This window comes from Glutamicibacter soli, assembly GCF_052322135.1.
Lineage (GTDB): Bacteria > Actinomycetota > Actinomycetes > Actinomycetales > Micrococcaceae > Glutamicibacter > Glutamicibacter soli.
Window position 1 is genome coordinate 1,318,539 of record NZ_CM125969.1, and the last position, 21,945, is coordinate 1,340,483.

Genomic DNA, 21,945 nt, shown 5'->3' on the forward strand with positions numbered 1-21,945 from the left:
TCCTGACTTGGGATGGCGCGCCGCATAGGCGTGATTCACCCACTGCTCCTTTCGAACATGATTACTACCTTTTAATGTACCCAGCCGACCTGAGAATTTCCGGTTTAAAGCCGAAATCCGCCAGTGGTGTCTACCTCTGGCGGATTTCGTGCAGCTTCCCGGGTTGCGAGATCTACCTCGGGAGCGGTCTCTTAGGATGCGCGGCGGGCACGTGCAGCGCGGCGCTTCAGAGCGCGACGTTCGTCTTCGCTCATTCCACCCCACACACCAGCGTCCTGACCGGACTCGATGGCCCACTGTAAGCAGGTTTCGGTCACTTCGCACCGACGGCAGACGCTTTTGGCCTCTTCGATCTGTAAGAGGGCCGGACCGGTGTTACCCACCGGGAAGAAAAGTTCCGGGTCCTTATCCAGACACGCCGCGCGGCTACGCCAATCCATGCTTATTGATGCTCCTTGAAATCTTTGAGGGGGGACGAAATGCTCATGATCTGAACACACGAACGCCCCGCCTTGGAAAGGTCAGCGGGGGACGGTGTTAATGCCGTAGTGCTTTTCGCATCGTCGGACGTGAACGACGGGGTCATCGTTTTGCCAACCACATAAGGTTTTCATGTTACGAGAAAGTAAACAAGGGTCAGTGATGCGAAATATGTCGTATTGCCTGAGTGCTTTCTCACATGGAAATCGGCCTAGGCTTAGGCTAGTTGACGCGGATGTGGCAGGGGCTACAAGCCCGTTGCGGCGCTGTCGTTTGAGTTCCGCAAGCGCCTCAACGAAAATGGTTGGGGTGAGCAACGAAGAAACTAAAATCCCGCGTCCGAGCAGTGTCATTGCCGTCGCAGCACTGGTGATGTTCGAGGCGCTGGCGGTGCTTGCCTACGCCGTCGACTACGCCATCCATCTCACCTCGGATGGCGTGGTGAACATCGGCGGACGTCTTTTCATGCTTGCGCTGTGCCTCTTCTTGGCCATCTGGCAGGGCTCGGTGGCCATCAACTTCTTCCGCGGCAGGGCGTACACCCGAGCCCCGATCATCGTCTGGCAATTGTTCCAGTTGATCCTCTCGGTCTCCTTCTTCCAGTCCGATATGCCGATCGTCATTTCCGCGGCGGTTTTGTCGATCATTGTGGCCGGAACGACCGTAGTGCTGCTGTTCGCGCCGAAGACCACTCAATTCCTCGGAGACCGTCCCTCGCAGTAGTCATGGCCCGATGATGATGGCGCGTGGTTGCCCGGCAAAGCCGGCGATCGCGCGCCATTGCCTTTTCCCGCACGAGCCGCGGCCTGCCGCAGGGGGCAGCGGGCGCCAGGCCAGCGGCAACAGGTCCTGCGGATGGCATGCCTCCACGGCAATCGCCTGCCGGTCATCGAGCATCATGCCCGGCAACCCCAGATCGTAGGCGAGCCTGGCCGAGGGAGGGAGAAACAGCACCGCCCGGGTGCCCAGCGCGGCGGTTCGCTGGCGCAGCTCGGCAAGCCTAGGGTCGGAGGTGTCGTGCAGCACGACGCAGATCGTTGGCGCTGCAGGTCCCGCACCTTCAGCTTCGAACTCCTGGACCCAGCGCAGCCAGGGCGCGGCGCCATCAACCATGGCCGCCTGCCAGCGTTCGGCCAGGAAGGCAGCGAGCTCCTGCCTGTCGCGTTCGCGAGGGCAGATGGCCAGTGCCGTTTGGGGTTGGTCGAAGCCGAAAGCCTGCCCGGTGAATGCGGTCCGCCCCACCGCAAGATCGCGCGGATTCCCATCGCCCACGAACGGCTGCTGCGCGGGCCACAAAGTCCCGGGCAGGCAATCCGGTTCCTGCTTGGCGGTCACGGCCGTCAACTGGATGGTCATCGGCCCGTTGGCGGGACTGAACCTGACCCCTCGGCCTGGCAACTGGCTGGCAGGCGGAAGCTTGGGCCAGGACATGCGCAGGGAATCGGTGGCATTAAGCGGGAAGTACCATTGCTCGGCGCACAGCCCGGCGGCCTTGAGCAGATTCAGGTCGCGGTCGGCCAGCAGGACCAGCTGCGCCGGGGCCGAAGCTCCATGCCGCAACAGTTCGATGAGCGCCTGGTCGAATCGCTGGAAGACTGCCGGATCCAGTTGGGACTGCAGCCGGGCGATGCCGTGCACCAGCACCAGCGTCAGGCGGTCAGGGGGCAGCGACTCAAGATAGTCGAGCGCTTCCAGGAATTGATACTGGTCTTCTCCACCCACGGTGCGCACCCCGGGCATTAAGGCGGGATCCGGGAACAGGGCCTCGCCGAAGCACAGGATCCGGCGCTCCAGGCGGGCGAACCCCTCGAGCAGGCGGCGGCCGCCGGCCTCCGGGACGCCGCACACCAGCAATCCCTGGCCGCGGGCTGGATCTACGCTCAAGTCCTCCAGCCGGCCCGCGGCGAGGTTGTCGACGACTCCGCAGTAGATGGTGCCGCCCTCGGCGCCCTCCCACTGCTCCGGCAACGGCGCCGCACTCTGGGGCGGCGGCAGCTGCGGGGCAAAGGGGCACGGTGGAAGGTGCGAATGCTCCCAGGTTTCGGCCAGCAGGCGCACCTGCCGGCGCAGGGCCTGTCCCTCCGCCTCGGGATCAGGCCGGCCGAAGCTTCCCACGGGATGCAGCACCAGGTTCCCGGGGCCGCGTTCGGCAACGCTCCCGTGCGGGGCGGGGCTGACCGCCAGGGCGAACTGGACCTGGCGGTTGGCATGACCGGGACCCGCGATGATCGCGCTGCCCGGGCCGGACAGCCGGGCGGCGGCCGGGGAACCGACCAGTTCCATGGACTCGGCCGCGTCGTGGACCCGCAACGCAATGACGGTGTTCAGGTTCGCGCGGGTCTGCCCGGACAGAGAGCCGGCGGCCCGCTGGGTGCTCAGCAGCAGATGGATGCCCAAGGACCTGCCGACCGCCGCCAGCCGGTCAATGCGCGCGGCGGCTTCGGGCAGGGATTCGGTGAACACCCTGAATTCGTCGACCACCACCAGCAGCCGGGGCAGCGCGGGCACATCGGCCAGCCGGACGTACTCCGAGCGGTCGCTGCAACGATGCGCTGCCAGCAGGCGTTCACGGCGGGCCACCTCCCGCTCCAGCTGCGCCAAGGTCCGCTGGGCTCCGGCGGCATCCAGGTCGCTGGCCGACAGCTGCACGTGGGGCAGCGGCTCGAAAACCGCCAAGCCCGCGCCGCCCTTGAAGTCGACCAGGGCGAACGCCAGCTGCTCGGGGCTGCACCGGCCGGCCAGATCCGCGATGATCCGCCGCAAGGCCTCGGACTTGCCCGACCCGGTGGTGCCGCACACCAGCACATGCGGCCCGTCCGCGTCGAAGTCCAGCAGCTGCTGCCCATGGGAATCATCCTCTCCGATCACCGCGGCCAATCTTGCCTGCTCCGGCGGCGGCCCGGCTGGCGCGGGTTCATCCGGGCGGAGCGCCAGGCAGGCCTGGACGATCCGGGCCAGCCTCCCCGCATCCAAGCGGTCCGGCGATTCCAGATGCAGGCTCCCGTCGGGCAGCTGGGCGCGGCAACCCACCGGATCAACCCAGTAGTCGCACTGCGCCGCGGGCACCGGATGAAGGCTGATCACCAAGGTGCGCGGCAGCCGGACCGGGCTGAGCATGGTCAGGAAAATCCGTTCGATCACCGGTTCCGGCGCTGCCGTGTTCCCGAGACCGCCCGATGCCCCGGCGGCACCGGGAGCCGGCTCAGCGTGCCGAGCCAGCTGCCCGGCGGTGCCCTGGCGTGCATGCGGCAACAGCATCAGCTCTGCCGGAAGCCGGGTGACCGACGGATCGACGACCAGCTCGATGCGGCCGGCGGCCACGTGCGGCAGGAACCTGGCCAGCAGCGCAGCCAGCAGGCGGTCCACCGCCGGGTCGTCGCCGCCGCGCAACTGCCACACCTGCGCGGCGGCCGGCGCGAAGACCGGGACGCCGGCGATCCTGCGAGCAGAGCGCCTACCGCCGGGCACCCTGCGCATCCTCCGGGCGCCGCCCGCCCGGGGAGGCTTCCCTCCCGGAAGCTGCCAGCTGCCGCGGCCGAACACCAGGGGAGGCAGCCCCGCGGGAAGCACCCCCAGCTGCGCCCGGTCGATGCCAGCGACCACTGCGACCCCCAGCGGGCAGGCGAAACGGCCGCGCGCCTGCACCACACTGCGCTGCTGGTCACGCACCGCGCGCTTCCACCGGCGGCGCTCGCCGAGCAGCTGCGCCGCAGGGACCACACCCAGCAGCGCGGAGAGCCCGGTGACCGCAAGGAACAGCATGGACCCGGTCAGCGCCGCCAGCAGCACCCCGGAGAGCACCGGGACCAGCGCGGCCACGCACAGCGTCACCAACCGGCCCAGCTCGGGACGCGGCGGGAGGCTGAACTGGAGCTGGCCGTCCTCCACCGCCAAACCCGCCTCGGTGCGCGCGGGATCGCCGACCTCCAACACCGTGCCGCCAAGCTGGATCCGGCTGCCCGCATGCAGCTCCACCTCCCCGCGAACCGGCACCGCACCCCGGTCGGAGAGCACCAGCAGCCGCTGTCCGCCAGCCGCCCGCACACGCAGGGAACGCTCGTCGACCAGCAGGTGGGCGTGCACCCGCGAAACCTGCGGATCGCCCAGGCGCAGCGGCGCGCCGCGGCCGATGTCGTAGGCGCCTCGCTCCAACTGCATCCAGGCCCCGGCATCCGGCCCCTCGGGGACGAACAACTTCAACCGCGTGCTGCCGGCCGACGCCGCGAACCCGGGGCCCGGGACATCGGCCAGCAGCAGCGGCCTGCCCGGAACCAGCGCTCCCAGATCCGCCAGCGGCGTCGATCCCACGTACCAGCGGGTGCCCGGCACCTGCTCGTCGAGCACCGACGCCAGCTGCGGGCCGTCCAGGGCCGCGGAGACCCGCAGCAGCAGCTGCCTGGGATTGAGCAGCGTGCGCGCGGACAGCAGCAGTTCATAATGCAGCATCTTCCCTCCCAGCCCGGCCGCGTCCAGCAGTTTGACCAGCCCATCACGACCACCGCTTTTACCGGGTCAGCGAAAGCCGGACTGGGGATAACCGCCAGTAGCTTTATCCACAAATTCGCGAAACGTCTTGAAAGGACTTGGCGTCGGGGCTAGGCTCCACAGACATATCCAGAAATAGGGCTCGGGCCGGTCCCGAGGCCCACCGCTGCACCGGCCGCGCGCTCGCCGATGGACCCCGAGAATTCCGGGAACGCCGAACTCCCACAAGGCCCGAAGGATCTTGACGTGGATGCCCTGTCCATCGTGGAAGATGAAGTGCGAGAGCTGGTCCGACGCCGCGGCCTGGACCCTGCCAAGCAGCCCGCATTGATGAAGTCGCTGATCGAGGACGTCGTGCGGGACTACGACGAACGCGCGCTGCTCGGCGCGGTCCCTGCCCTGGGATCTCTGGAGCAGGCCCGGCGCACGGTCTACGACAACGTCGCCGGATTCGGCGCCCTGCAGCAGCTGCTCGACGATCCGAGCGTGGAGGAAATCTGGATCAACTCCCCGCACCAGGTGTTCTGCGCCCGCGGCGGGCAAAGCGAGCTGACCCACATCAGGCTGGACGCCGCGGAGGTCGCCGGACTGGTCGAACGCATGCTCAAGTCCTCCGGGCGGCGGCTGGATTTGTCCCAGCCGTTCGTGGACTGCCAGCTGCCCGACGGCTCCCGGCTGCACGTGGTCATCCCGGACATCACCCACGAGCACTGGGCGGTGAACATCCGCAAGTTCATCGCCCGGGCCGCCCGGCTCGAAGACCTGGTGGATCTCAAGTCGCTCAGCCCCGCGGCGGCCACCTACCTGGGCTGGGCGATCTCCGCCGGGTTGAACGTCATCGTCACCGGGCCGACCCAGGCCGGCAAAACCACCATGCTCAACGCGCTGTCCTCCTCCATCGGGTCGCGCGAACGGGTCATCACCATCGAGGAGATCTTCGAACTGAACCTGGCGCTGCGCGATGTCGTGGCGATGCAGACGCGGCTGGCGAATCTGGAGGGCACCGGCGAAATCACGATGCGCCGGCTGGTCAAGGAGGCGCTGCGCATGCGCCCTGACCGCATCATCGTCGGCGAGGTGCGCGAGGCCGAATCCCTGGACCTGCTGGTTGCGCTGAACTCTGGTGTGGCCGGCCTGTGCACGCTGCACGCGAACTCGGCCCGCGACGCGATCATCAAGATCTGCACGCTGCCGCTGCTGGCCGGGCCGAACATCACCAGCGACTTCACGATCAAGACCGTCGCCGCCTGCCTGGACCTGGTGGTGCACTGCGTGCGCGATGCCTCCGGCAACCGCTATGTCAATGAGATCCTCGCGGTGCGCAACCGGGTGGAGGGCGGGGCGATCGAAACCTCCACGCTGTTCGAACGCCGGGCCGGGGAGCTGGTGCCGGCTTCCGGCGCTGACTGGTCGCATGAGAAGTTCAGCCTGGCCGGGCTGAACGTCGCCGAGCGGCTGGGGCAGGAATCATGAGCATTTTCCTGGGGCTGCTGGGCGGGCTGGGACTGGCATTGCTGGCCGATTGGCTGCTGTTCGCGCCCTGGGAACGCATGCGCAGCCGGCACTCGAAGATCGGGCAGGCGCTGCTGCGCGCCGGGGTCACCGCGGTAAGCCCGGCCAAGTTCATGCTGATCTGCCTGGCCAGCGGGGTGGTGTTCGCGCTGCTGACCTTGGGTCTGACCGCCTCCTGGCTGTTCGCCTGCGTCTTCGCGATCTTCGGGGTGCTGGCCCCGTGGGTGTACCTGCGCCACCAGGCGGCCAAGCGCCAGAGCGCGTTGCACGAGCAGTGGCCCGAGGTCGTCGACCACCTGCGCAGCGCCATCCGCGCCGGCCTGTCGCTGCCCGAATCGCTCAGCCAGCTGGCGCAGGTCGGACCCGAGACGCTGCGCCCGGTGTTCCGCGACTTCGCCCTGGACTACCGGGCCACCGCGAACTTCAGCACGGCGCTGGACCAGCTGGGCGAACGTCTTGCGGACCCCGTGGCGGACAAGATCCTGACCACGCTGCGCATCACCCGCGAGGTCGGCGGCACCGACCTGGGCCAGACGCTGGCCACGCTAGCCGCGTTCCTGCGCGACGACGTGCGCACCCGAGGCGAGCTGGCCGCCCGCCAGTCCTGGATCGTCTCCGCCGCCCGGCTGGCCGTCGCGGCCCCGTGGATCCTGCTGCTGGTGCTCGGCACCCAGCCGGCGGCGAAGGACGCCTATCTCACCCCGGCCGGGGTCTTCGTGCTGCTGGCAGGGCTGGTCGTCTCCTTCCTCTGCTACCGGGTGATGCTGCGGCTGGGCGCGCTGCCGATCGAGGAACGGGTGCTGTCATGAACAACTACACCGCGTGGGCGGCGCTGTGCGGGCTGGGATTCGGGGCCGGGCTGTGGCTGATGCTCCTGCGGCTTCCGGCCTGGCGTCCCATGGCCTTCGCCGACCGGGTCGCCCCGCACATCCGCGTCGGCGTGCGCTCCTCGCGCATGCTGCAGGATTCCTGGCAGCAGGATGCGGCCACCCCGGCGCTGTGGCAGCTGGCCCGCCCGCTGCTGCAGCAGGCCAGGAAACTGGCCAACGTACACAGCCCCTCCTCGGCCACCGTGCGCAAGCGGCTGCAAGCCGCAGGGCTGCGCTTGAGCCTGGTCGACTACCGCTCCCAAGAGCTGCTGTGCGCGCTGACCGGGCTGGTCATCGGTTCGGCGCTGATGGCGCTGCTGGCCTTCCGCCAGCCGGTGTCGCTGCCGCTGGCGGTGACGGTGGTGCTGGGCTGCGCGGTCATGGGCTACTTCCTGCGCGGCTGGTGGCTCGGCGAGCAGGTCAAGCGCCGCGCCCGCCGGATTTTGACGCAGTTCCCCACCGTCGCCGAGGTGCTCGCGCTGACCGTGGGCGCCGGGGAATCGACCACCGGCGCGGTCGAGCGCATCTCGCGCATCTGCCACGGCGACATCGGCGCCGAGTTCACCCACACGCTCAACGACATCCACTCCGGCACCAGCATGGTGCAGGCCATGTCCAACATGTCCGACCGGGTGCAGATCGGCGCGATGACCCGCTTCGTGGACGCCATCGTCGTGGCCACCGAACGGGGCACACCCCTGGGGCAGGTGCTGCGCGATCAGGCGCAGGACGTGCGCGATGCCTCCAAGCGCGAGCTGATGGAGATCGCCGGCAAACGCGAAATCTCCATGCTGGTGCCCATCATCTTCGGCGTGCTGCCGCTGACCATCGTCTTCGCGATCTTCCCGGGACTAGCGCTTTTGGAGATGAGCTACTGACGGGTCCGACATTGAAACCATCACACCGCACCACCTACACGAAGGAGGGGCCACCATGTCACGGCTCCACATGATGATGTTCACCCTCAGCCTGCACGTCGCCGACGCGGGCCGGGACCTCTGGGACCGGGCGGCCGCCCGGGCCCGCGACCAGCGCGGCGACGTGCCCGGATGGGTCATGATCACGTTGATGAGCGCCCTGCTGGTGGCCGCCCTGCTGGCGATCGCCGGACCCCGGCTGCAGGACTTGTTCAACCAGGCCATCGACAGGGTGTCCGGGTTGGGCTAGGACCGGCATGCGCAACCGTACGGGCCGGCGTACCGGCAGCGCCGGCAGGCTCGGGCAGGACGGGGAACGCGGCTCGGCCGTGGCCGAATTCGTCATGATCACCACGTTGCTGATCGTGCTGGCCTTCTCGATCATGCAGCTGGCCTTGGCGCTGCACGTGCGCAATACGCTCACCGACGCCGCCGCCAACGGCGCCCATTACGGCGCGCTGGCAAACCGTTCGCCCGCCGACGCGGTAGGCCGCACCCGCACGCTCATCACCGAATCGCTGCACGCCGGCTTTGCCAGGGACGTGTCCGTGTCAACCACGGCCATCGGCGGCACCCAGCTGGTGACAGTCACCGTCAACACCAGGGTGCCGCTGATCGGTCTCCTGCCCAACGGGTGGGAGCTGAGCGTCAGCTCGGATGCGGTGCGTTATGGCTAGGGCCAGCCGCAAGCTGCTGCGCCGGTGTCGCACGGCGGCCGCCGCGGAGCGGGGCAGTGCGATCGTGGAGTTCATCTTCGCCGCCACGATCCTGCTGATCCCGATGATCTACCTGGTGCTGGCCGCCGCGGCGCTGGAAGGCGGCAGCTACGCGGTGGTCTCCGCCGCTGACCAGGCCGCCAAAGTGTTCGCCGTGTCCGAGAACCCGGCGCAGGCCAGGTCCAACGCGCAGGCGGCGGCCGACCGGGCCATGGCGAACTTCGGATTCAGCGGGTCGAACACCGCCATCGCCTGCAGCGGCGAATGCCTCAGCCCGGGCTCGGTAGTGACCGTCACCGTCAGCTTGGACGTCCCGCTGCCCTTCGTCTCCGACTACATCTCCGCCTCGGCCTTCACCGTGGACGCCACCGCGGCCCAAAGGGTTGACCGTTTTGGCTAGCCGCGGCCTGCGCCGGCTGCGCCTGGCCGCGCGGCGCGAAGAGGGCCAGTCGCTGGTGCTGGCCATCGGCTTGTGCGCAATCACGCTGCTGACCATCTCCGTGGTCCTCGCCGCCAGCGCGGTGAACCTCAAAGCGCGGCAGCTGCTCTCCCTGGCCGACGGGGCCATCGTGGCGGCGGTGGACGAATTCGAATTCGTCGCCGACGGCGGCGCCCCGCGCATCCAGCTCAGCGCAGACCAGGTCCAGCAAGGAGCCCGGCGCTACCTGGCGGACGTCGGCGCTTCGGGGCGCGTCGACAACCTGAGCATCGCCTCGGTCCACGTGCTGCCCGGGGGACAGGGCGCCGAAATCGTGCTTACCGGCACCGTCAGCCCGCCCATCATCGGCTGGATCGTGCCCGCCGGGATCCCCATTACCGTGCATTCCACCGCGCGAACCGTACTCAGCCGCTAGCGACGCAAAATCCTGAACCGAACCGCACATGGCGTAGGCTTAGAACACCATGGCAAATACTGACTTCCCCGCTGAAATCCGCTCACTCCGCGCGACCTTCGCCGCCATCGAGGAGGTGAGCGACGTCGATCAAATCAAGGCTGACATCGCCGTACTTTCCGAGGAAGCCGGTGCCCCAGACCTGTGGGACGATCCTGCCAGCGCGCAGATCGTCACCAGCAAGCTCTCCTACCGCCAGTCGGAACTGGAGCGCTTGACCAAGCTGCACACCCGCATCGACGACCTGGAAGTCCTGGTCGAACTCGCGGAGCTGGAAGACGACGCGGACACCCTGGCGGAAGCCGACAAGGAACTGCTCGCCATCCGCAAGTCGCTGGACGACCTGGAAATCGTCACCCTGCTCAATGGCGAGTTCGACGCCCGCGGCGCCGTGGTCACCATCCGTTCAGGTGCCGGGGGCGTCGACGCCGCGGACTTCGCTGAAATGCTGCTGCGCATGTACCTGCGCTGGGCGGAGAAGCGCGGCTACAGCGCGACCGTTATGGACACCTCCTACGCCGAAGAAGCCGGGCTGAAGTCCGCCACCTTCGAAATCGACGCGCCCTACGCGTTCGGCATCCTTTCGGTCGAAGCCGGCACCCACCGTCTGGTGCGCATCTCGCCGTTCGACAACCAGGGCCGCCGCCAGACCTCCTTCGCCGCGGTGGAAGTCATCCCGCTGATCGAGCAGACCGACTCCATCGAGATCCCGGAAAGCGAAATCAAGGTCGACGTCTTCCGCTCCTCGGGTCCCGGCGGGCAGAGCGTGAACACCACCGACTCCGCGGTGCGCATGACCCACATCCCGACCGGCATCGTGGTGTCCATGCAGAACGAGAAGTCGCAGATCCAGAACCGCGCCGCCGCGCTGCGTGTGCTGCAATCCCGAATCCTGCTGCAGAAGAAGGCCGAGCAGGACGCGCAAAAGAAGGAACTGGCCGGCGACGTCAAGGCGTCCTGGGGCGACCAGATGCGCTCCTACGTGCTCAACCCGTACCAGATGGTCAAGGACCTGCGCACCGAGCATGAAGTCGGAAACACCGCTGCAGTGCTCGACGGGGAAATCGACGACTTCATCGACGCCGGCATCCGCTGGCGCGCCACGCAGCGCCGCCCGGGCAAGTAGCCCGCACGATCCCTCGCGACCCGCTCCGGCGCGGGTCGCTTCCGCAGGTCCGGGGGACCGGATGCTTGAGAAAACTCACGTCCCCGAGGCCGCCTGCTGATCCTGCGACAGCGACCGGTAAAAACTGGTTGCCAGCGCAGGATTCGGCGGCCGGAACAAAATTTGGGTCAGCTGTTAGTAGCTGATGAATCTGGCAACACACCCGCGAATGCTTTCATGATGGCCGCCGCGCCCCGATAAGGTTTGGTTGATTGGCGCATCAGAAGACGTTTGCTCTCGAGATTGGTTTTCGTGGGTCGCGCCCCGACGAAAACTGGCGATTGAAGACATGATTAAATTCGAAAACGTCTCGATGGTTTACGAGCCCAAGCAGAAAAACGCTGCCTTGGACGACGTGAGCATCGAGATCAACCGCGGCGAGTTCGCGTTCCTTGTCGGCGAATCCGGCTCCGGTAAATCTACCTTCCTCAGCCTTGTCCTGCGTGAGAAGCGCGCCACCGACGGTGCGGTCTACGTGGCCGGCCAGAACCTGAATCGCATCCCGAGCCGCCGCGTGCCGAAACTGCGCCGCAACATCGGCTTCGTCTTCCAGGACTTCCGCCTGCTGCGCGAACGCACAGTTTTCGACAATGTCGCCTTCGCGATGGAAGTCATCGGCGCCTCCCGCGCGCAGATCCGCGACCGGGTCCCCGACGCATTGAAGCTCGTAGGCCTCGAGGACAAAGCCCGGCGCAAGCCAACCGAACTTTCCGGCGGCGAGCAGCAGCGCGTAGGCATCGCCCGCGCGATTGTGAACAAGCCCGCCATCCTGCTGGCCGATGAGCCCACCGGCAACCTCGACCGCAAGAACAGCATTGAAGTCATGAACGTGCTGGACCGCATCAACCAGAACGGCACCACCGTGCTGATGGCGACGCACGCCCATGAGCTGGTCAGCGAGTACCGCCACCGCGTCATCGAGCTGAGCTCCGGACGCGTTGTGCGAGATGAAGCGCAGGGCCAGTACACGCCGATGACGACCGTGGTGAACCAGGACGGATCCCGCGCGCTGCTCTTCGGCGATGCCTCTGCCGAGCCGAACGAAGAGCGCGAACCGCTTGAAGCCATGGATGAAAAGAAGGACGAAGACCAGTGAGACTAGGATTTATCCTGCGCGAAGCCGTCAAGGGCCTGCGCCAGAACGTCGTCATGGTCGTTTCGGTGGTGCTGGTGACCTTCGTGTCGCTGACCTTCGTCGGCGCTTCGGCGCTCCTGCAGCTGCAGATCAACCAGATGAAGGGCTACTGGTACGACCGCATGGAGGTCGCCGTGTACCTCTGCGACGACACCAGCGCTTCGCCGAATTGCGCAGGCAAGCCGGTCACCGACGATCAGCGCAACTCCATCAAGGCCATGCTTGAATCCGAGCAGCTCGCGCCGTACGTCAAGGAAATCGCCTACGAATCCAAGGAAGACGCCTACAAGAACTTCCTTGACCAGTACAAGAACTCCTCGCTCGTCGACCAGGTCAAGGCCGACCAGCTGCCCGAGTCCTTCCGCGTCGCCCTGGTCGATCCTGAGAAATACCAGGTCATCAACGAGGCATTCTCAACCGTTGCAGGCGTGGATTCGGTGGTCGACCAGCGCGAACTGCTGGAAAAGGTCTTCCAGCTCGTTCGCGTCGCCTCTGCCGCAGCCGCCATCGTGGCGATCGTCATGATCGCCTGCGCCGTGCTCCTCACTGGCACGACGATCCAGCTGTCGGCCATGCATCGACGGCTGGAAACCACGATCATGCGTCTGGTGGGCGCTTCCAAGGCAACAATCCAGCTTCCGTTCATCATCGAGGGCGTTATCGCTTCCATCATTGGCGGCGTGCTGGCTTCCGGGACGCTCTGGCTGCTGATGAAGTTCCTCGTTGAGGACAAACTCGCAAGTGAGAACGTCGGAGTGGCTTTCATTTCCACCGGTGAGGTCTGGCTCATAGCTCCGGTGCTCTTGATAATTGGTATCGTTTTGGCAACAATTTCATCAGTGGTAACGTTGAAGCGTTACCTGAAGGTTTAGCTTCACTTCGACCTTTGTGTCGTGTTCAACCTGCTTTTCGCACTTCTCTAAGGAGACCTATGCTGTCCAACGCAGTTCGGCGCAAGTTCCTGCGCGCCACCCTCGGTGGAGCAATGGCTCTCGCCCTGACACTGCCAGCTGGTCTCGTTGTCGCCGATGAACTCGATGACAAGAAGGTCGAGGTTCAGGAGAACATCGACAACCTGGAACAGGACATGGAGTTCCTGGATGCAGACATCCAGGAAACCGACCAGAAGCTGCGTGACCAGCAGTCCCAGGTCCCGGTCCTGCAGGCGGCATTGGCCGATGCGCAGAACCGCGTCGCCAACGCCCAGGCAACCGTGGCGGACCTGAACGACCGGTTGATCAGCGCCCAGGGAACCCGTGACAAGGTCGCAGCGGAGATCGAAGCGAACAACGCGGAAATGGCCAAGGCGGAAGACGCCATGGCCAAGATCGCTTCCGAAGCGTACAAGCGTGGCGGCGTATCCGGCGGCTTGGACATGATCCTGAACATGGAATCGGCGACGGCCATGGCCGACGGCCTCGACATGGCCAACCGCGCCATGGAATCGCAGAACTCCGCCTACAACGATCTGGCGCAGGAGAAGGCGAACAACGAGAACAACAAGGTCCGACTGGCTGCGGTGGAGAAGGAAATTTCCTCGCTGAAGTCACAGGCTGAAGAAGCGCTGGCCCAGGAGGAATCCGCCCGCAATGCGGCGCAGTCCGCCAAGGACGAGCTGGATGCGCTTGTTGTCAGCACCGAGTCCCTCAGCGCGCAGCTGGAAGCGAAGAAGCCACAGATCCAGGCCAAGCTGAAGGCCCAACAGGCCGAGTACGCGCAGGTGCAGGCCGATATCAAGGAGCGCCAGGAGCGCCTGCTGCGCGAAGAGCAGGAACGCAAGCGCAAGGCGGCCGAAGCCGAAGCCAAGCGCAAAGCGGCCTACGAGGCCCAGCAGGCCAAGCTGGCCGCGGAAGCCAAGGCCAAGAAGCAGACCTATACCAAAAAGAAGTACGTTCCCAAAGAAACCTCCGCTCCGGCCGCGCCGCAGTCGTCAGGCTCCAGCGCCTGGGGACTGGTCAAGCCGACTACCGGCAACCGGATCACGTCCAGCTTCGGCTGGCGCCCGACGCCTGCCGGCACCATCGACTACGGCGGACGCGGCGGCTACGTGCACGCCGGCCTCGACTGGGGCTTCGGAGGCCAGTGCGGTTCGCCGATCACTGCAGCCGCCGACGGCGAAGTCTGGATGGCAGGCTGGGGAGGCTCCTCGGGCAACAAGGTGACAATTTCGCACGGCGTCGTCAACGGCAAGGCGCTGGCAACGAACTACCACCACATGTCCAAGATCGCCGTCAGCGTCGGGCAGAAGGTCTCCCAGGGCCAGGTCATCGGATACGTCGGCACAACCGGCAACTCCACCGGATGCCACCTGCACTTCGAAACGATTGTCAACGGCCAAGCCGTGAACCCATTGGGACTTCTCTAACGCTAGACTTGATATTTGTGCGCGGGAAACCGCCCGCGACATGCAAGGAGTGTCATGGCCAAGAAGAACCAGGAAGATCGTGTCATCGCGAGCAACCGCAAAGCTCGCCACGATTATGAAATTCTCGACACATTCGAAGCCGGTATGGTGCTGACCGGCACCGAAGTGAAGTCCTTGCGCGAAGGCAAGGCATCGCTGGTGGACGGCTTCGGCCAGTTCTATCGCGGCGAACTGTATATCGAGAACTGCTACATCCCGGAGTACCTCAACGGCTCCTGGACCAACCACGCGGCTCGTCGCCGTCGCAAGCTCCTGCTGCACCGCCAGGAGCTCACCAAGATCGAGCGCAAGATCTCCGAAGCCGGCCTGACCATCGTGCCGCTGAGCCTGTACTTCAAGTCGGGGCGCGCGAAGATCGAGATCGGCATCGCGCGAGGCAAGCGCGAATTCGACAAGCGTCAGACGCTGCGCGAGAAGCAGGACAACCGTGAAGCACTGCGTGCCATGCGCGAGCGCAACCGCGGTCATGCCTGATCGGGCTGTAGCTACGCGCTGAATCGGTGGCGCATCTCTCGTTGGGGTTCCAGCGGGAGGTGCGCTATGATTAATTAACGCACTTCGGTGCGGTTGCATCCGGGGAAACCCGGAACTGACAACAAAATACGGGGATGATCGGTTTCGACGGTGTAAGTCGCGACAGATGAAGCGGGCCGAGGACGCAAAGTTATCTCGTAAACGCTCTTTGCAAAACAATAAGTGCCGAATCTAAGCGCACTGACTTCGCTCTCGCTGCCTAAGCAGCCAGACAGTCCGTTAGCCAGGGGATGCTATCGCCCCTGTTCCTAACGTCATTTAGATAGCCACTGTATCCGGCAGTTGTTGCCGCTGTTGGGTACATATCTAGGCAACTGTGCCCGGACCAGCCACTTGTTTGCGTGATGGCTGGGGCAGAGAAATTCCGCAGCAAACTGCGCCCGGAGAAGACCTGGCAACACTACATCGGACGGGAGTTCAATTCTCCCCATCTCCACCAACGGCCCCGGAACTTCGGTTCCGGGGCCTTTTGCTGCCCGGAATCGGGTTGGAGGTGCTGTACCTCTCGCGCGAGCCTGCTCGCGGGCGTTCTGTTTACCACATAGAATTGAGTAGTTACCGAGAGCATCCTTGGGCGAAAACATGCGGAATTAGAGTGAGGCAGTCAGCCATGGGCAAGAGCAATACCCAGAAAGTTTCACCCATCCTCTCTTCGCTCTACGCGGCCGTCGCCTTCCTGCTGGAGGTCGGTCTGCTGTTCGCCGCGGCACTTGCCGCCATCGCCTATGTGCACTGGCCGACGATCCCCGCGATCCTCGTGGTGGTGGTGCCGTTGCTGGCGCTCTGGTCGGTGTTCTTCTCGCCGAAGGCCGTCGTCAAGCTTCGCCTGCGCACCAGGCTCACGCTCATCCACCTGATCTACCTGGTCGGCTCCTATGTGCTCTGGTTGAGCATCGACCGGTCGTTCACCGAGCAGTCGCAGATCTGGGCCATCGCCATGCTCGTGCTCACCGGCGTGAGCGCGATCCTGATCCTCGCCACCGGCGGCTACGTAGTACCGCATGACCGGACCAAGCCCCAGCCCAGCCCCCGGCCACAACCGCAGCCGGTGGGCGCCCGAACTGCCCAGTCCGCGCAGTCGCCAGCACCAGCCCGCGGCCGCCGCGCCGCACGCTGAGCCGCACCACCCGAGTTTTCAATCAGTAGAGCCAGGCCGACAGGCCTGGCTCATGCTTTTTCATCGTGCTTACTAATCGTTAGTCCGGTCACGAGCACAGCCATGCGGCGGCCCACAGTCCGAGCCCGGCCGCAGCGAGGGCGCCGAGCAGGGTGCCGAAGGCATTAGCCGCGCTGGCTACCGGCTTGCGAGCCTGCAGTAATCGCACAGTCTCGACACTGGCGGTGGAGAAGGTCGTGTAGCCGCCCAGGAACCCCGTTCCGACTGCGAGCTGCCACGCCGCGGGAAGCAGGTTGCCGGCGGCCAAGCCCGCGAGCAGGCCCAGCAGGAATGATCCGCTGAGATTGATGAGGATCGTGCCCCACGGCATGGACCCTGCAAGGCGGGAGGCGACCAATCCGTCCAGCGCGTAGCGGGCGCAGGCCCCGAGGCCGCCGCACAGGCTCAAAACGATGAATAACGTGGCGGTCATCGGGCATCCTCCGCGCGGGCTCCGCGGCGGCGGCGCGTGGCCCCGAGCAGGATGCCGCACCAGCTGGCCGTCGCGCCGAGCACGACGCAGCCCAGCGCGTACAGCACGCCGAGGCCGACGGAGCCTGCGCCCAGCAGCAACGCAGCGTCCACCGCGAAGGTGCTGTAGGTGGTGAAGCCTCCCATGAACCCGGTGCCCAGCAGCAGCCGCATCCGCCGGGCGCTCTTGGGGCTGGAGCCGGCGCGGTCCAGCGATTCAAGCAGCAGTCCGAGCAGCAGCGCACCGAGGATGTTCACGGCGAAGGTGGCGCTCGGAAAGCCGTGCAGCGCAGGGAGCAGCAGAGTCACGGCCTCGCGGCCCGCGGTTCCCGCCGCGCCGCCGAGGAACACCAGCAGCAGCTGGCCCGGTCGCAGGTGCGCCCGGCGCTTCCGGCGCCGCTGCGCGCGCAGGGCGTCGGCCGGCTCGGGGCCCGGGGGCAGCGGCTGGGGGAGGTCTTCGGTCATTGCTCAGCGTTCGTCGGTAGCGGATGGGGGCACGAGGCGGTGGGCACGGTCACGACCCGGGCTCAGGAGCGCTGCGCGGCGGGAACCACGAGCACCGGGCGCAGCTGGTTCCGGGCGAGCTGCGCCGCCACGGAGCCGTTGAGCAGTTCGTGCAGGGAGGCGCGCAGCGAGGGCCGTCTCGCGCCGATCACGATCATCCGGGCCTCGATCCGTTCGGCCAGGGCTGACAGCTCTGCGCTGGGGCTCCCGGCCAGCGCATGGGTCCGCCAGCGCACCGCCAGCGGGTCCAGTAGCGCTGCCAGCTGCGCGTTCAGCTGCGGCGGGAACGGCTGGACGGCTACATCCTGCACTTCGGGGTCGATGGGCGCCGAGCGCACGGTGCCGTCGGCAAGCCGCTGCACGGTGTAGCGGGCGGGATCGACCCAGGCGCAGTGCAGTTCGGCGCCCAGCTGCGCGGCAAGGGCGGCGGCCTGGGCCGGGGCGGACGGATCCTGCTCCCGGCAGACGCCGAGCAGCAGCACGCCGGAGCTGTCGGTCATCGGGTGCTCCTGTCTGCCGGCGGGGTCCTGCCACCATTTTTGCACACGCCCGGGCGCTCAGGCCGGGCGCACCCATACCAGCGAGGCGTCCACGAAGTCCAGGCCGTGCGGCAGGGTGATCGCCGCGCCGGGCACCAGCCCGCGGTCCCTGGCCCGGCGCAGGAAGTCGGGGTCCTCGTCGCTGATCCGGTCCACGATCGCGGCGCCGCCGGTGAAGTGGTCGAGGCGCACCGCCCGGCTGGCAGGCAGCGTGCCGTCGGCGGCGGGGATCGCGTCCCCGTGCGGGTCGCGCTGCGGCCGGCCCAGGCGCTGGTCCAGCGCGTCGATGAAGCGGTCGGTCACGGTGTGCTCCAGCGCTTCGGCCTCGTCGTGCACCTCGTCCCAGCCGTAGCCCAGCTCGTCGCGCAGGAAGGTCTCCAGCAGCCGGTGGCGGCGCACCATGCGCAGCGCCTCGCGCCGCCCGGTCTCGCTGAGCGTGATGGCCCCGCGCGGCACGTGGTGCACCAGCGACTTCGCTGCCAGCTTCTGGACCATCGGGGTGGCCGAGGCGGGGGTCAGGCCCAGCTGGTCGGCCAGTGCGCCGGTGCTCACCTCGGTGTCCTCCCACTCGGTGAGCAGGTACAGGGCCTTGAGGTAGTCCTCTTCGCTGGTGGTCAGCGCGCGCGGGTCGCGGTTGCGGGGCATGGGCGGCTAGCGGTTCAGGTAGGGCAGGATGATCTCGTGCAGCGCGCCGTTGGTGGCCAGCGCGTTGCCGCCATGGCAGCCTTCCTCGCCGGCGACGGAGGTGAAGCGCCCGCCTGCCTCGCGCACCACCGGCACCAGGGCCGCCATGTCGTAGAGCTCCAGTTCGGGTTCGAACGCGGCGTCCACCGCGCCCTCGGCCAGCAGCGCATAGGAGTAGAAGTCGCCGTAGCCGCGGGTGCGCCAGGCGGTCTCCAGCAGCTCAAGCAGCCCGTCGAGCTTGCCGGCATCCTTCCAGCCGTTCAGCGAGGCGTAGGACAGCGACGCGTCGGACAGCTCGCTCACCCCGGAGACGCTGATTTGGCGGGTGGCGGTGGAGCCGACCTCGGCGCCCGGCTCGGTGACGAACGCGCCCAGCCCGGTGGCCGCGTGCCAGCGGCGGGCCAGCGCCGGGGAGGAGATGACCCCGAGCACCGGCTCGTCGTCGATAAGCAGCGCGATCAGCGTGGCCCACACCGGCACGCGGCGCACGAAGTTCTTGGTCCCGTCGATCGGGTCGATGACCCAGCGGCGCGAGGAGTCCCCGTGCACGCCGAACTCCTCGCCGAGCACGGAGTCCTCCGGGCGGTGCTCGGCCAGCTGCGCGAGGATCAGCTGCTCGGCGCCGCGGTCGGCGTCGGAGACCGGGGTCATGTCAGGCTTGGTCTCGACCTTGAGGTCGTTGGCGCCGTAGCGGGCCAGGGTGAACGCGTCGACCTTGTCGGCCAGCGCGAGGGCGAAGTCGAGATCCTGCTGCAGGGTGTATTCAGCCATGGTGGTGCGGCGCTAGTGCGCGCCGAGCTCCTTTTCGTGCGTAGTTTCCTCGGTGGTGACCAGCCGGCGGTAGGACGCCAGCCGGGCGGCGGCCTGGGCGCCGGTGGATTCGTCGTCGGCCCAGGCCTGCAGGGCGCAGCCTGCCTCGCCGGCGGCGTGGGTGCAGCCGCGCGGGCAGCCGGTGGCGATGTCGGCCAGGTCCTCGAAGGCGGCCAGGATGTTCTCCGGGTCCACCAGGCCCAGCCCGAAGGAGCGGATGCCAGGGGTGTCGATCAGCCAGGAGCCGGGGGTGTCGCCCAGGCGCAGCGCCAGCGCGTTGGAGGAGGTATGGCGTCCGCGCCCGGTGACGGCATTGACGTGCCCGGTGGCGCGCTCGGCGCCGGTCAGGGCGTTGACCAGGGTGGACTTGCCCACGCCCGAATGGCCCAGCACCACCGAGACGCAGCCGGCGAGCATGCCCTGCAGTTGCTCCAGCGCCGCGGAGTCCAGCCGGGCGCTGGCCCCGTCGGCGCTGCGCGCGTCGATGCCGGAGGCCTCCGCGGCGGTGGTGCGGGAAATGACCACCGGCAGCTCCAGGCCCTCGTAGTGCGCCAGGAACTCGGCAGGGTCGGCCACGTCGGCCTTGGTCACGCAGAGCACCGGCTGGATGCCGGCGTCGTAGGCGGCGACCAGCGCGCGGTCCACGAAGCCGGTGCGCGGTTCCGGGTTGGCGGCGGCGACCACGATGACCAGCTTGTCCACGTTCGCCACGACCACCCGCTCGGTGGCGTCGGTGTCGTCGGCGCTGCGGCGCAGCAGCGTGCTGCGCTCCTCGATGCGCACCAGCCGCGCCAGTGTGTCGGGCTTGCCGGAGGTGTCCCCGACCAGTGCGACCATGTCCCCGGGCACGATGGCCTGGCGGCGCAGCTCGCGGGCGCGCGCGGCGATCACGATACGCTCGGCGGCGGTGTCCTCGTCGAGGATCGCCGTGTAGCGGCCGCGGTCCACGGTGATGATGCGCCCGATCACCGCCTTCTCATGGGCCGGGCGGTCCTTGGTGCGCGGGCGCGAGCCCTTCTTGTTCGGGCGGACGCGGACCGAGGATTCGTCGTAGTCGGAGTAGCGCATCAGCGGGAACCTTCCGCGGCCGGGTTCGCGGCGGTGGCCGCTATCGCCGCCCACTGCTTCGGGAAGTCCGGCATGGTCTTGGAGGTGGTGGCGATGTTTTCCACCCGCACCCCGTCGATGGCCAGGCCCAGCAGTGCGCCGGCGGTCGCCATGCGGTGGTCCTCATAGCTGTCGAGGTCGCCGGGCCTCAGCGGGCCCGGGGTGATCTCCAGCCCGTCGTCGGTGACGGTTACCTGCACCCCCACCTTGCCCAGTTCGGCCTGCAGCGCGGCCAGCCGGTCGGTTTCGTGCCCGCGCAGGTGCCCGATGCCGGTCAGCTTGCTGGGGGAGTCGGCCAGCGCGCACAGCGCGGCCAGGGTCGGGGCCAGCTCGGAGGCATCCGCGTACTCGATGCCGCGGATCGGCCCGGTGCCGCGCACGGTGAGCACCGAATCCGCGCCCAGGGACACCTGCGCGCCCATGGCCTGGAGGATCTGCACCCACTTGCCGCCCACCTGGGTGGTCGTGGCCGGCCAGAACGGCACGCGCACCACGCCGCGGGTGGCCAGCGCGGCGGCCAGGAACGGCCCGGCGTTGGACAGGTCGGGCTCCACGGTGACGGTGAAGCCCGCAATCCGCTGCGGCTGCACGCTCCAGCCGCGCCCGTCTTCATCGAGGTCCACCACGGCGCCGAGTTCGCGCAGCGTGGCCACGGTCATCGTGATGTGGTCCGGCGAGGCCAGCGGGCCTTCGGCGGCGCGCAGGCGCAGCCCGCCGGGCAGCGCCGGGGCGGCCAGCAGCATCGCGGAGATGAACTGGGAGCTGGCCGAACCGTCGATCTGCACGTCGGCGCCGGCCTCAAGCCGCCGTGCGTCCATGGTGAAGGGCAGCATGCCGGGGGCCCCGTGGAAGCTGAACTGCACCCCGAGCCCTGCCAGGGCGTCGAGCACCGGGGCCATCGGGCGCACGCGGGCCGCCGCGTCGCCGTCGAAGTCGGCCTGCGCGCCGGCCACGGCGGCCAGCGCCGGGACGAAACGCATCACGGTGCCGGCCAGCCCGCACTGCACCGTCAGCGGCCCGGCCGCCAGCCGCTCCGGAGGCACCACGCGCACGGTGGTGGAGCCGTCGGCTTGCGCGGTGCGCTCCAGCTGCACGCCGAAGGCTTCCAGGGCGTTGAGCATCAGCTCGGTGTCGCGGCTGATCAGCGTGTTGTGGATCGTGGAGGGGGAGGAGGCCAGCGCGGCGAGGATCAGATACCGGTTGGTCAGCGACTTGGAAGCCGGCACGAGCACCGTCGCGTCCAGCGGCGCGGCGGCGAAGGGGGCGGGCCACCACTGCGGCTCGACATGGTGCGAAGGGGTGGTTCCAGTGCTGGGTGCGGTGTTGATGGGGCTGATCCTAACTGTGGGGCCTGGCTGCTGCGGCGTCGGAGCATGGGATGTTCTGGCGCCTGCCGGGGCGTTCATCGCCCCGTCCCGCCTGCTTAAATCCTAGCCGAGATCGGCGCGGGAATAAGGGTTGGACGCCGTTCGTTGAACCGAGTGTGACGACGATTGAAGACATCAGCACCCTGGCAGGCGCCGGAGCCCCCGCGCAGGAGACC

The 21,945-nt window shown here is 67.5% G+C and carries 23 protein-coding genes and 1 other RNA gene; 15 read left to right on the forward strand and 9 right to left on the reverse strand.

Features of this window, described 5'->3' with window-relative positions; genetic code table 11:
• Positions 1-191: 191 nt before the first annotated feature.
• Complete coding sequence (locus tag ACTX90_RS06270) at positions 192-440, reverse strand: WhiB family transcriptional regulator (RefSeq protein WP_047118688.1); 249 nt, start codon at positions 438-440, stop codon at positions 192-194.
• Between the two features lie 349 nt (positions 441-789).
• On the opposite strand from ACTX90_RS06270, the gene ACTX90_RS06275 reads away from it, so the two are divergent.
• A complete protein-coding gene (locus ACTX90_RS06275) occupies positions 790-1,203 on the forward strand; it encodes a hypothetical protein (protein WP_053797765.1) in 414 nt (137 codons plus the stop codon).
• Here the strand turns inward: ACTX90_RS06275 and ACTX90_RS06280 are convergent, their stop codons facing one another.
• Positions 1,204-4,926 (reverse strand): FtsK/SpoIIIE domain-containing protein, encoded by a 3,723-nt coding sequence (locus tag ACTX90_RS06280; protein ID WP_443443512.1) that lies wholly within the window; start codon positions 4,924-4,926, stop codon positions 1,204-1,206.
• 285 nt (positions 4,927-5,211) lie between these two features.
• On the opposite strand from ACTX90_RS06280, the gene ACTX90_RS06285 reads away from it, so the two are divergent.
• The 14 genes from ACTX90_RS06285 to ACTX90_RS06350 all read left to right on the forward strand — a co-directional run bounded on the left by ACTX90_RS06285 (position 5,212) and on the right by ACTX90_RS06350 (position 16,248).
• Positions 5,212-6,438 (forward strand): TadA family conjugal transfer-associated ATPase, encoded by a 1,227-nt coding sequence (locus ACTX90_RS06285; RefSeq protein ID WP_424679068.1) that lies wholly within the window; start codon positions 5,212-5,214, stop codon positions 6,436-6,438.
• Positions 6,435-7,286, forward strand: a complete 852-nt coding sequence (locus ACTX90_RS06290; protein ID WP_443443514.1) for a type II secretion system F family protein — start codon at positions 6,435-6,437, stop codon at positions 7,284-7,286. The genes ACTX90_RS06285 and ACTX90_RS06290 overlap by 4 nt, the downstream gene beginning before the upstream one ends.
• Positions 7,283-8,224: a type II secretion system F family protein gene (locus ACTX90_RS06295; RefSeq protein ID WP_053797769.1), complete on the forward strand. Its 942-nt coding sequence runs from the start codon at positions 7,283-7,285 to the stop codon at positions 8,222-8,224. Before ACTX90_RS06290 ends, ACTX90_RS06295 begins: the two co-directional genes overlap by 4 nt.
• 55 nt (positions 8,225-8,279) lie before the next feature.
• Positions 8,280-8,513, forward strand: a complete 234-nt coding sequence (locus ACTX90_RS06300) for a hypothetical protein (RefSeq protein WP_231735973.1) — start codon at positions 8,280-8,282, stop codon at positions 8,511-8,513.
• Positions 8,514-8,520: 7 nt separating this feature from the next.
• A complete protein-coding gene (locus ACTX90_RS06305) occupies positions 8,521-8,940 on the forward strand; it encodes a TadE family protein (protein WP_424679124.1) in 420 nt (139 codons plus the stop codon).
• Positions 8,933-9,379 (forward strand): hypothetical protein, encoded by a 447-nt coding sequence (locus tag ACTX90_RS06310; RefSeq protein ID WP_443443516.1) that lies wholly within the window; start codon positions 8,933-8,935, stop codon positions 9,377-9,379. Before ACTX90_RS06305 ends, ACTX90_RS06310 begins: the two co-directional genes overlap by 8 nt.
• Positions 9,372-9,833, forward strand: coding sequence for a hypothetical protein (locus ACTX90_RS06315; RefSeq protein WP_443443517.1), 462 nt, complete (start codon positions 9,372-9,374; stop codon positions 9,831-9,833). Before ACTX90_RS06310 ends, ACTX90_RS06315 begins: the two co-directional genes overlap by 8 nt.
• Positions 9,834-9,882: 49 nt before the next feature.
• A complete protein-coding gene (prfB, locus tag ACTX90_RS06320; RefSeq protein WP_047118712.1) occupies positions 9,883-10,998 on the forward strand; it encodes a peptide chain release factor 2 in 1,116 nt (371 codons plus the stop codon).
• Between the two features lie 328 nt (positions 10,999-11,326).
• Positions 11,327-12,133 (forward strand): cell division ATP-binding protein FtsE, encoded by an 807-nt coding sequence (ftsE, locus tag ACTX90_RS06325; RefSeq protein ID WP_047118713.1) that lies wholly within the window; start codon positions 11,327-11,329, stop codon positions 12,131-12,133.
• On the forward strand, positions 12,130-13,044 hold the full coding sequence (ftsX, locus tag ACTX90_RS06330; RefSeq protein WP_047118714.1) for a permease-like cell division protein FtsX: 915 nt from the start codon (positions 12,130-12,132) through the stop codon (positions 13,042-13,044). The genes ftsE and ftsX overlap by 4 nt, the downstream gene beginning before the upstream one ends.
• 59 nt (positions 13,045-13,103) lie before the next feature.
• Positions 13,104-14,537: a M23 family metallopeptidase gene (locus tag ACTX90_RS06335; RefSeq protein WP_053797773.1), complete on the forward strand. Its 1,434-nt coding sequence runs from the start codon at positions 13,104-13,106 to the stop codon at positions 14,535-14,537.
• A 54-nt stretch (positions 14,538-14,591) separates the two neighbouring features.
• Positions 14,592-15,071, forward strand: a complete 480-nt coding sequence (smpB, locus tag ACTX90_RS06340) for an SsrA-binding protein SmpB (protein WP_047118716.1) — start codon at positions 14,592-14,594, stop codon at positions 15,069-15,071.
• A 130-nt stretch (positions 15,072-15,201) separates the two neighbouring features.
• Positions 15,202-15,570, forward strand: a transfer-messenger RNA (tmRNA) gene (gene ssrA / locus ACTX90_RS06345).
• A 171-nt stretch (positions 15,571-15,741) separates the two neighbouring features.
• Entirely contained in the window at positions 15,742-16,248 is a 507-nt protein-coding gene (locus ACTX90_RS06350; RefSeq protein ID WP_424679126.1) for a DUF2568 domain-containing protein, read from the forward strand.
• 88 nt (positions 16,249-16,336) lie between these two features.
• Here the strand turns inward: ACTX90_RS06350 and crcB are convergent, their stop codons facing one another.
• From crcB to aroA, 7 genes are all read right to left on the reverse strand, one after another.
• Positions 16,337-16,720: a fluoride efflux transporter CrcB gene (crcB, locus tag ACTX90_RS06355; RefSeq protein WP_047118718.1), complete on the reverse strand. Its 384-nt coding sequence runs from the start codon at positions 16,718-16,720 to the stop codon at positions 16,337-16,339.
• On the reverse strand, positions 16,717-17,223 hold the full coding sequence (locus ACTX90_RS06360; protein ID WP_082123841.1) for a fluoride efflux transporter FluC: 507 nt from the start codon (positions 17,221-17,223) through the stop codon (positions 16,717-16,719). The genes crcB and ACTX90_RS06360 overlap by 4 nt, the downstream gene beginning before the upstream one ends.
• Positions 17,224-17,285: 62 nt before the next feature.
• The gene (locus ACTX90_RS06365; RefSeq protein WP_052772303.1) at positions 17,286-17,762 is read right to left on the reverse strand and encodes a universal stress protein; all 477 of its coding nucleotides are present in this window, start codon (positions 17,760-17,762) and stop codon (positions 17,286-17,288) included.
• Between the two features lie 57 nt (positions 17,763-17,819).
• Positions 17,820-18,446, reverse strand: coding sequence for a metal-dependent transcriptional regulator (locus ACTX90_RS06370; protein ID WP_443443522.1), 627 nt, complete (start codon positions 18,444-18,446; stop codon positions 17,820-17,822).
• 6 nt (positions 18,447-18,452) lie between these two features.
• Positions 18,453-19,256, reverse strand: coding sequence for an inositol monophosphatase family protein (locus ACTX90_RS06375; protein WP_053797778.1), 804 nt, complete (start codon positions 19,254-19,256; stop codon positions 18,453-18,455).
• Positions 19,257-19,268: 12 nt separating this feature from the next.
• The gene (gene rsgA / locus ACTX90_RS06380) at positions 19,269-20,363 is read right to left on the reverse strand and encodes a ribosome small subunit-dependent GTPase A (RefSeq protein WP_181728172.1); all 1,095 of its coding nucleotides are present in this window, start codon (positions 20,361-20,363) and stop codon (positions 19,269-19,271) included.
• Positions 20,363-21,808: a 3-phosphoshikimate 1-carboxyvinyltransferase gene (gene aroA, locus ACTX90_RS06385; RefSeq protein WP_443443525.1), complete on the reverse strand. Its 1,446-nt coding sequence runs from the start codon at positions 21,806-21,808 to the stop codon at positions 20,363-20,365. The genes rsgA and aroA overlap by 1 nt, the downstream gene beginning before the upstream one ends.
• Between the last annotated feature and the right edge of the window lie 137 nt (positions 21,809-21,945).

Excerpts from the sequence above, each read along its gene's own strand:
- ACTX90_RS06270 (WP_047118688.1), bottom strand. The coding sequence starts at position 440 with ATGGATTGGCGTAGCCGCGCGGCGTGTCTGGATAAGGACCCGGAACTT.
- ACTX90_RS06280 (WP_443443512.1), bottom strand. The coding sequence starts at position 4,926 with ATGCTGCATTATGAACTGCTGCTGTCCGCGCGCACGCTGCTCAATCCC.
- ACTX90_RS06290 (WP_443443514.1), top strand. The coding sequence starts at position 6,435 with ATGAGCATTTTCCTGGGGCTGCTGGGCGGGCTGGGACTGGCATTGCTG.
- ACTX90_RS06295 (WP_053797769.1), top strand. The coding sequence starts at position 7,283 with ATGAACAACTACACCGCGTGGGCGGCGCTGTGCGGGCTGGGATTCGGG.
- ACTX90_RS06300 (WP_231735973.1), top strand. The coding sequence starts at position 8,280 with ATGTCACGGCTCCACATGATGATGTTCACCCTCAGCCTGCACGTCGCC.
- ACTX90_RS06305 (WP_424679124.1), top strand. The coding sequence starts at position 8,521 with ATGCGCAACCGTACGGGCCGGCGTACCGGCAGCGCCGGCAGGCTCGGG.
- ACTX90_RS06310 (WP_443443516.1), top strand. The coding sequence starts at position 8,933 with ATGGCTAGGGCCAGCCGCAAGCTGCTGCGCCGGTGTCGCACGGCGGCC.
- prfB (WP_047118712.1), top strand. The coding sequence starts at position 9,883 with ATGGCAAATACTGACTTCCCCGCTGAAATCCGCTCACTCCGCGCGACC.
- ftsE (WP_047118713.1), top strand. The coding sequence starts at position 11,327 with ATGATTAAATTCGAAAACGTCTCGATGGTTTACGAGCCCAAGCAGAAA.
- ACTX90_RS06335 (WP_053797773.1), top strand. The coding sequence starts at position 13,104 with ATGCTGTCCAACGCAGTTCGGCGCAAGTTCCTGCGCGCCACCCTCGGT.
- smpB (WP_047118716.1), top strand. The coding sequence starts at position 14,592 with ATGGCCAAGAAGAACCAGGAAGATCGTGTCATCGCGAGCAACCGCAAA.
- ACTX90_RS06350 (WP_424679126.1), top strand. The coding sequence starts at position 15,742 with ATGGGCAAGAGCAATACCCAGAAAGTTTCACCCATCCTCTCTTCGCTC.
- crcB (WP_047118718.1), bottom strand. The coding sequence starts at position 16,720 with ATGACCGCCACGTTATTCATCGTTTTGAGCCTGTGCGGCGGCCTCGGG.
- ACTX90_RS06360 (WP_082123841.1), bottom strand. The coding sequence starts at position 17,223 with ATGACCGAAGACCTCCCCCAGCCGCTGCCCCCGGGCCCCGAGCCGGCC.
- ACTX90_RS06365 (WP_052772303.1), bottom strand. The coding sequence starts at position 17,762 with ATGACCGACAGCTCCGGCGTGCTGCTGCTCGGCGTCTGCCGGGAGCAG.
- ACTX90_RS06370 (WP_443443522.1), bottom strand. The coding sequence starts at position 18,446 with ATGCCCCGCAACCGCGACCCGCGCGCGCTGACCACCAGCGAAGAGGAC.
- ACTX90_RS06375 (WP_053797778.1), bottom strand. The coding sequence starts at position 19,256 with ATGGCTGAATACACCCTGCAGCAGGATCTCGACTTCGCCCTCGCGCTG.
- rsgA (WP_181728172.1), bottom strand. The coding sequence starts at position 20,363 with ATGCGCTACTCCGACTACGACGAATCCTCGGTCCGCGTCCGCCCGAAC.
- aroA (WP_443443525.1), bottom strand. The coding sequence starts at position 21,808 with ATGAACGCCCCGGCAGGCGCCAGAACATCCCATGCTCCGACGCCGCAG.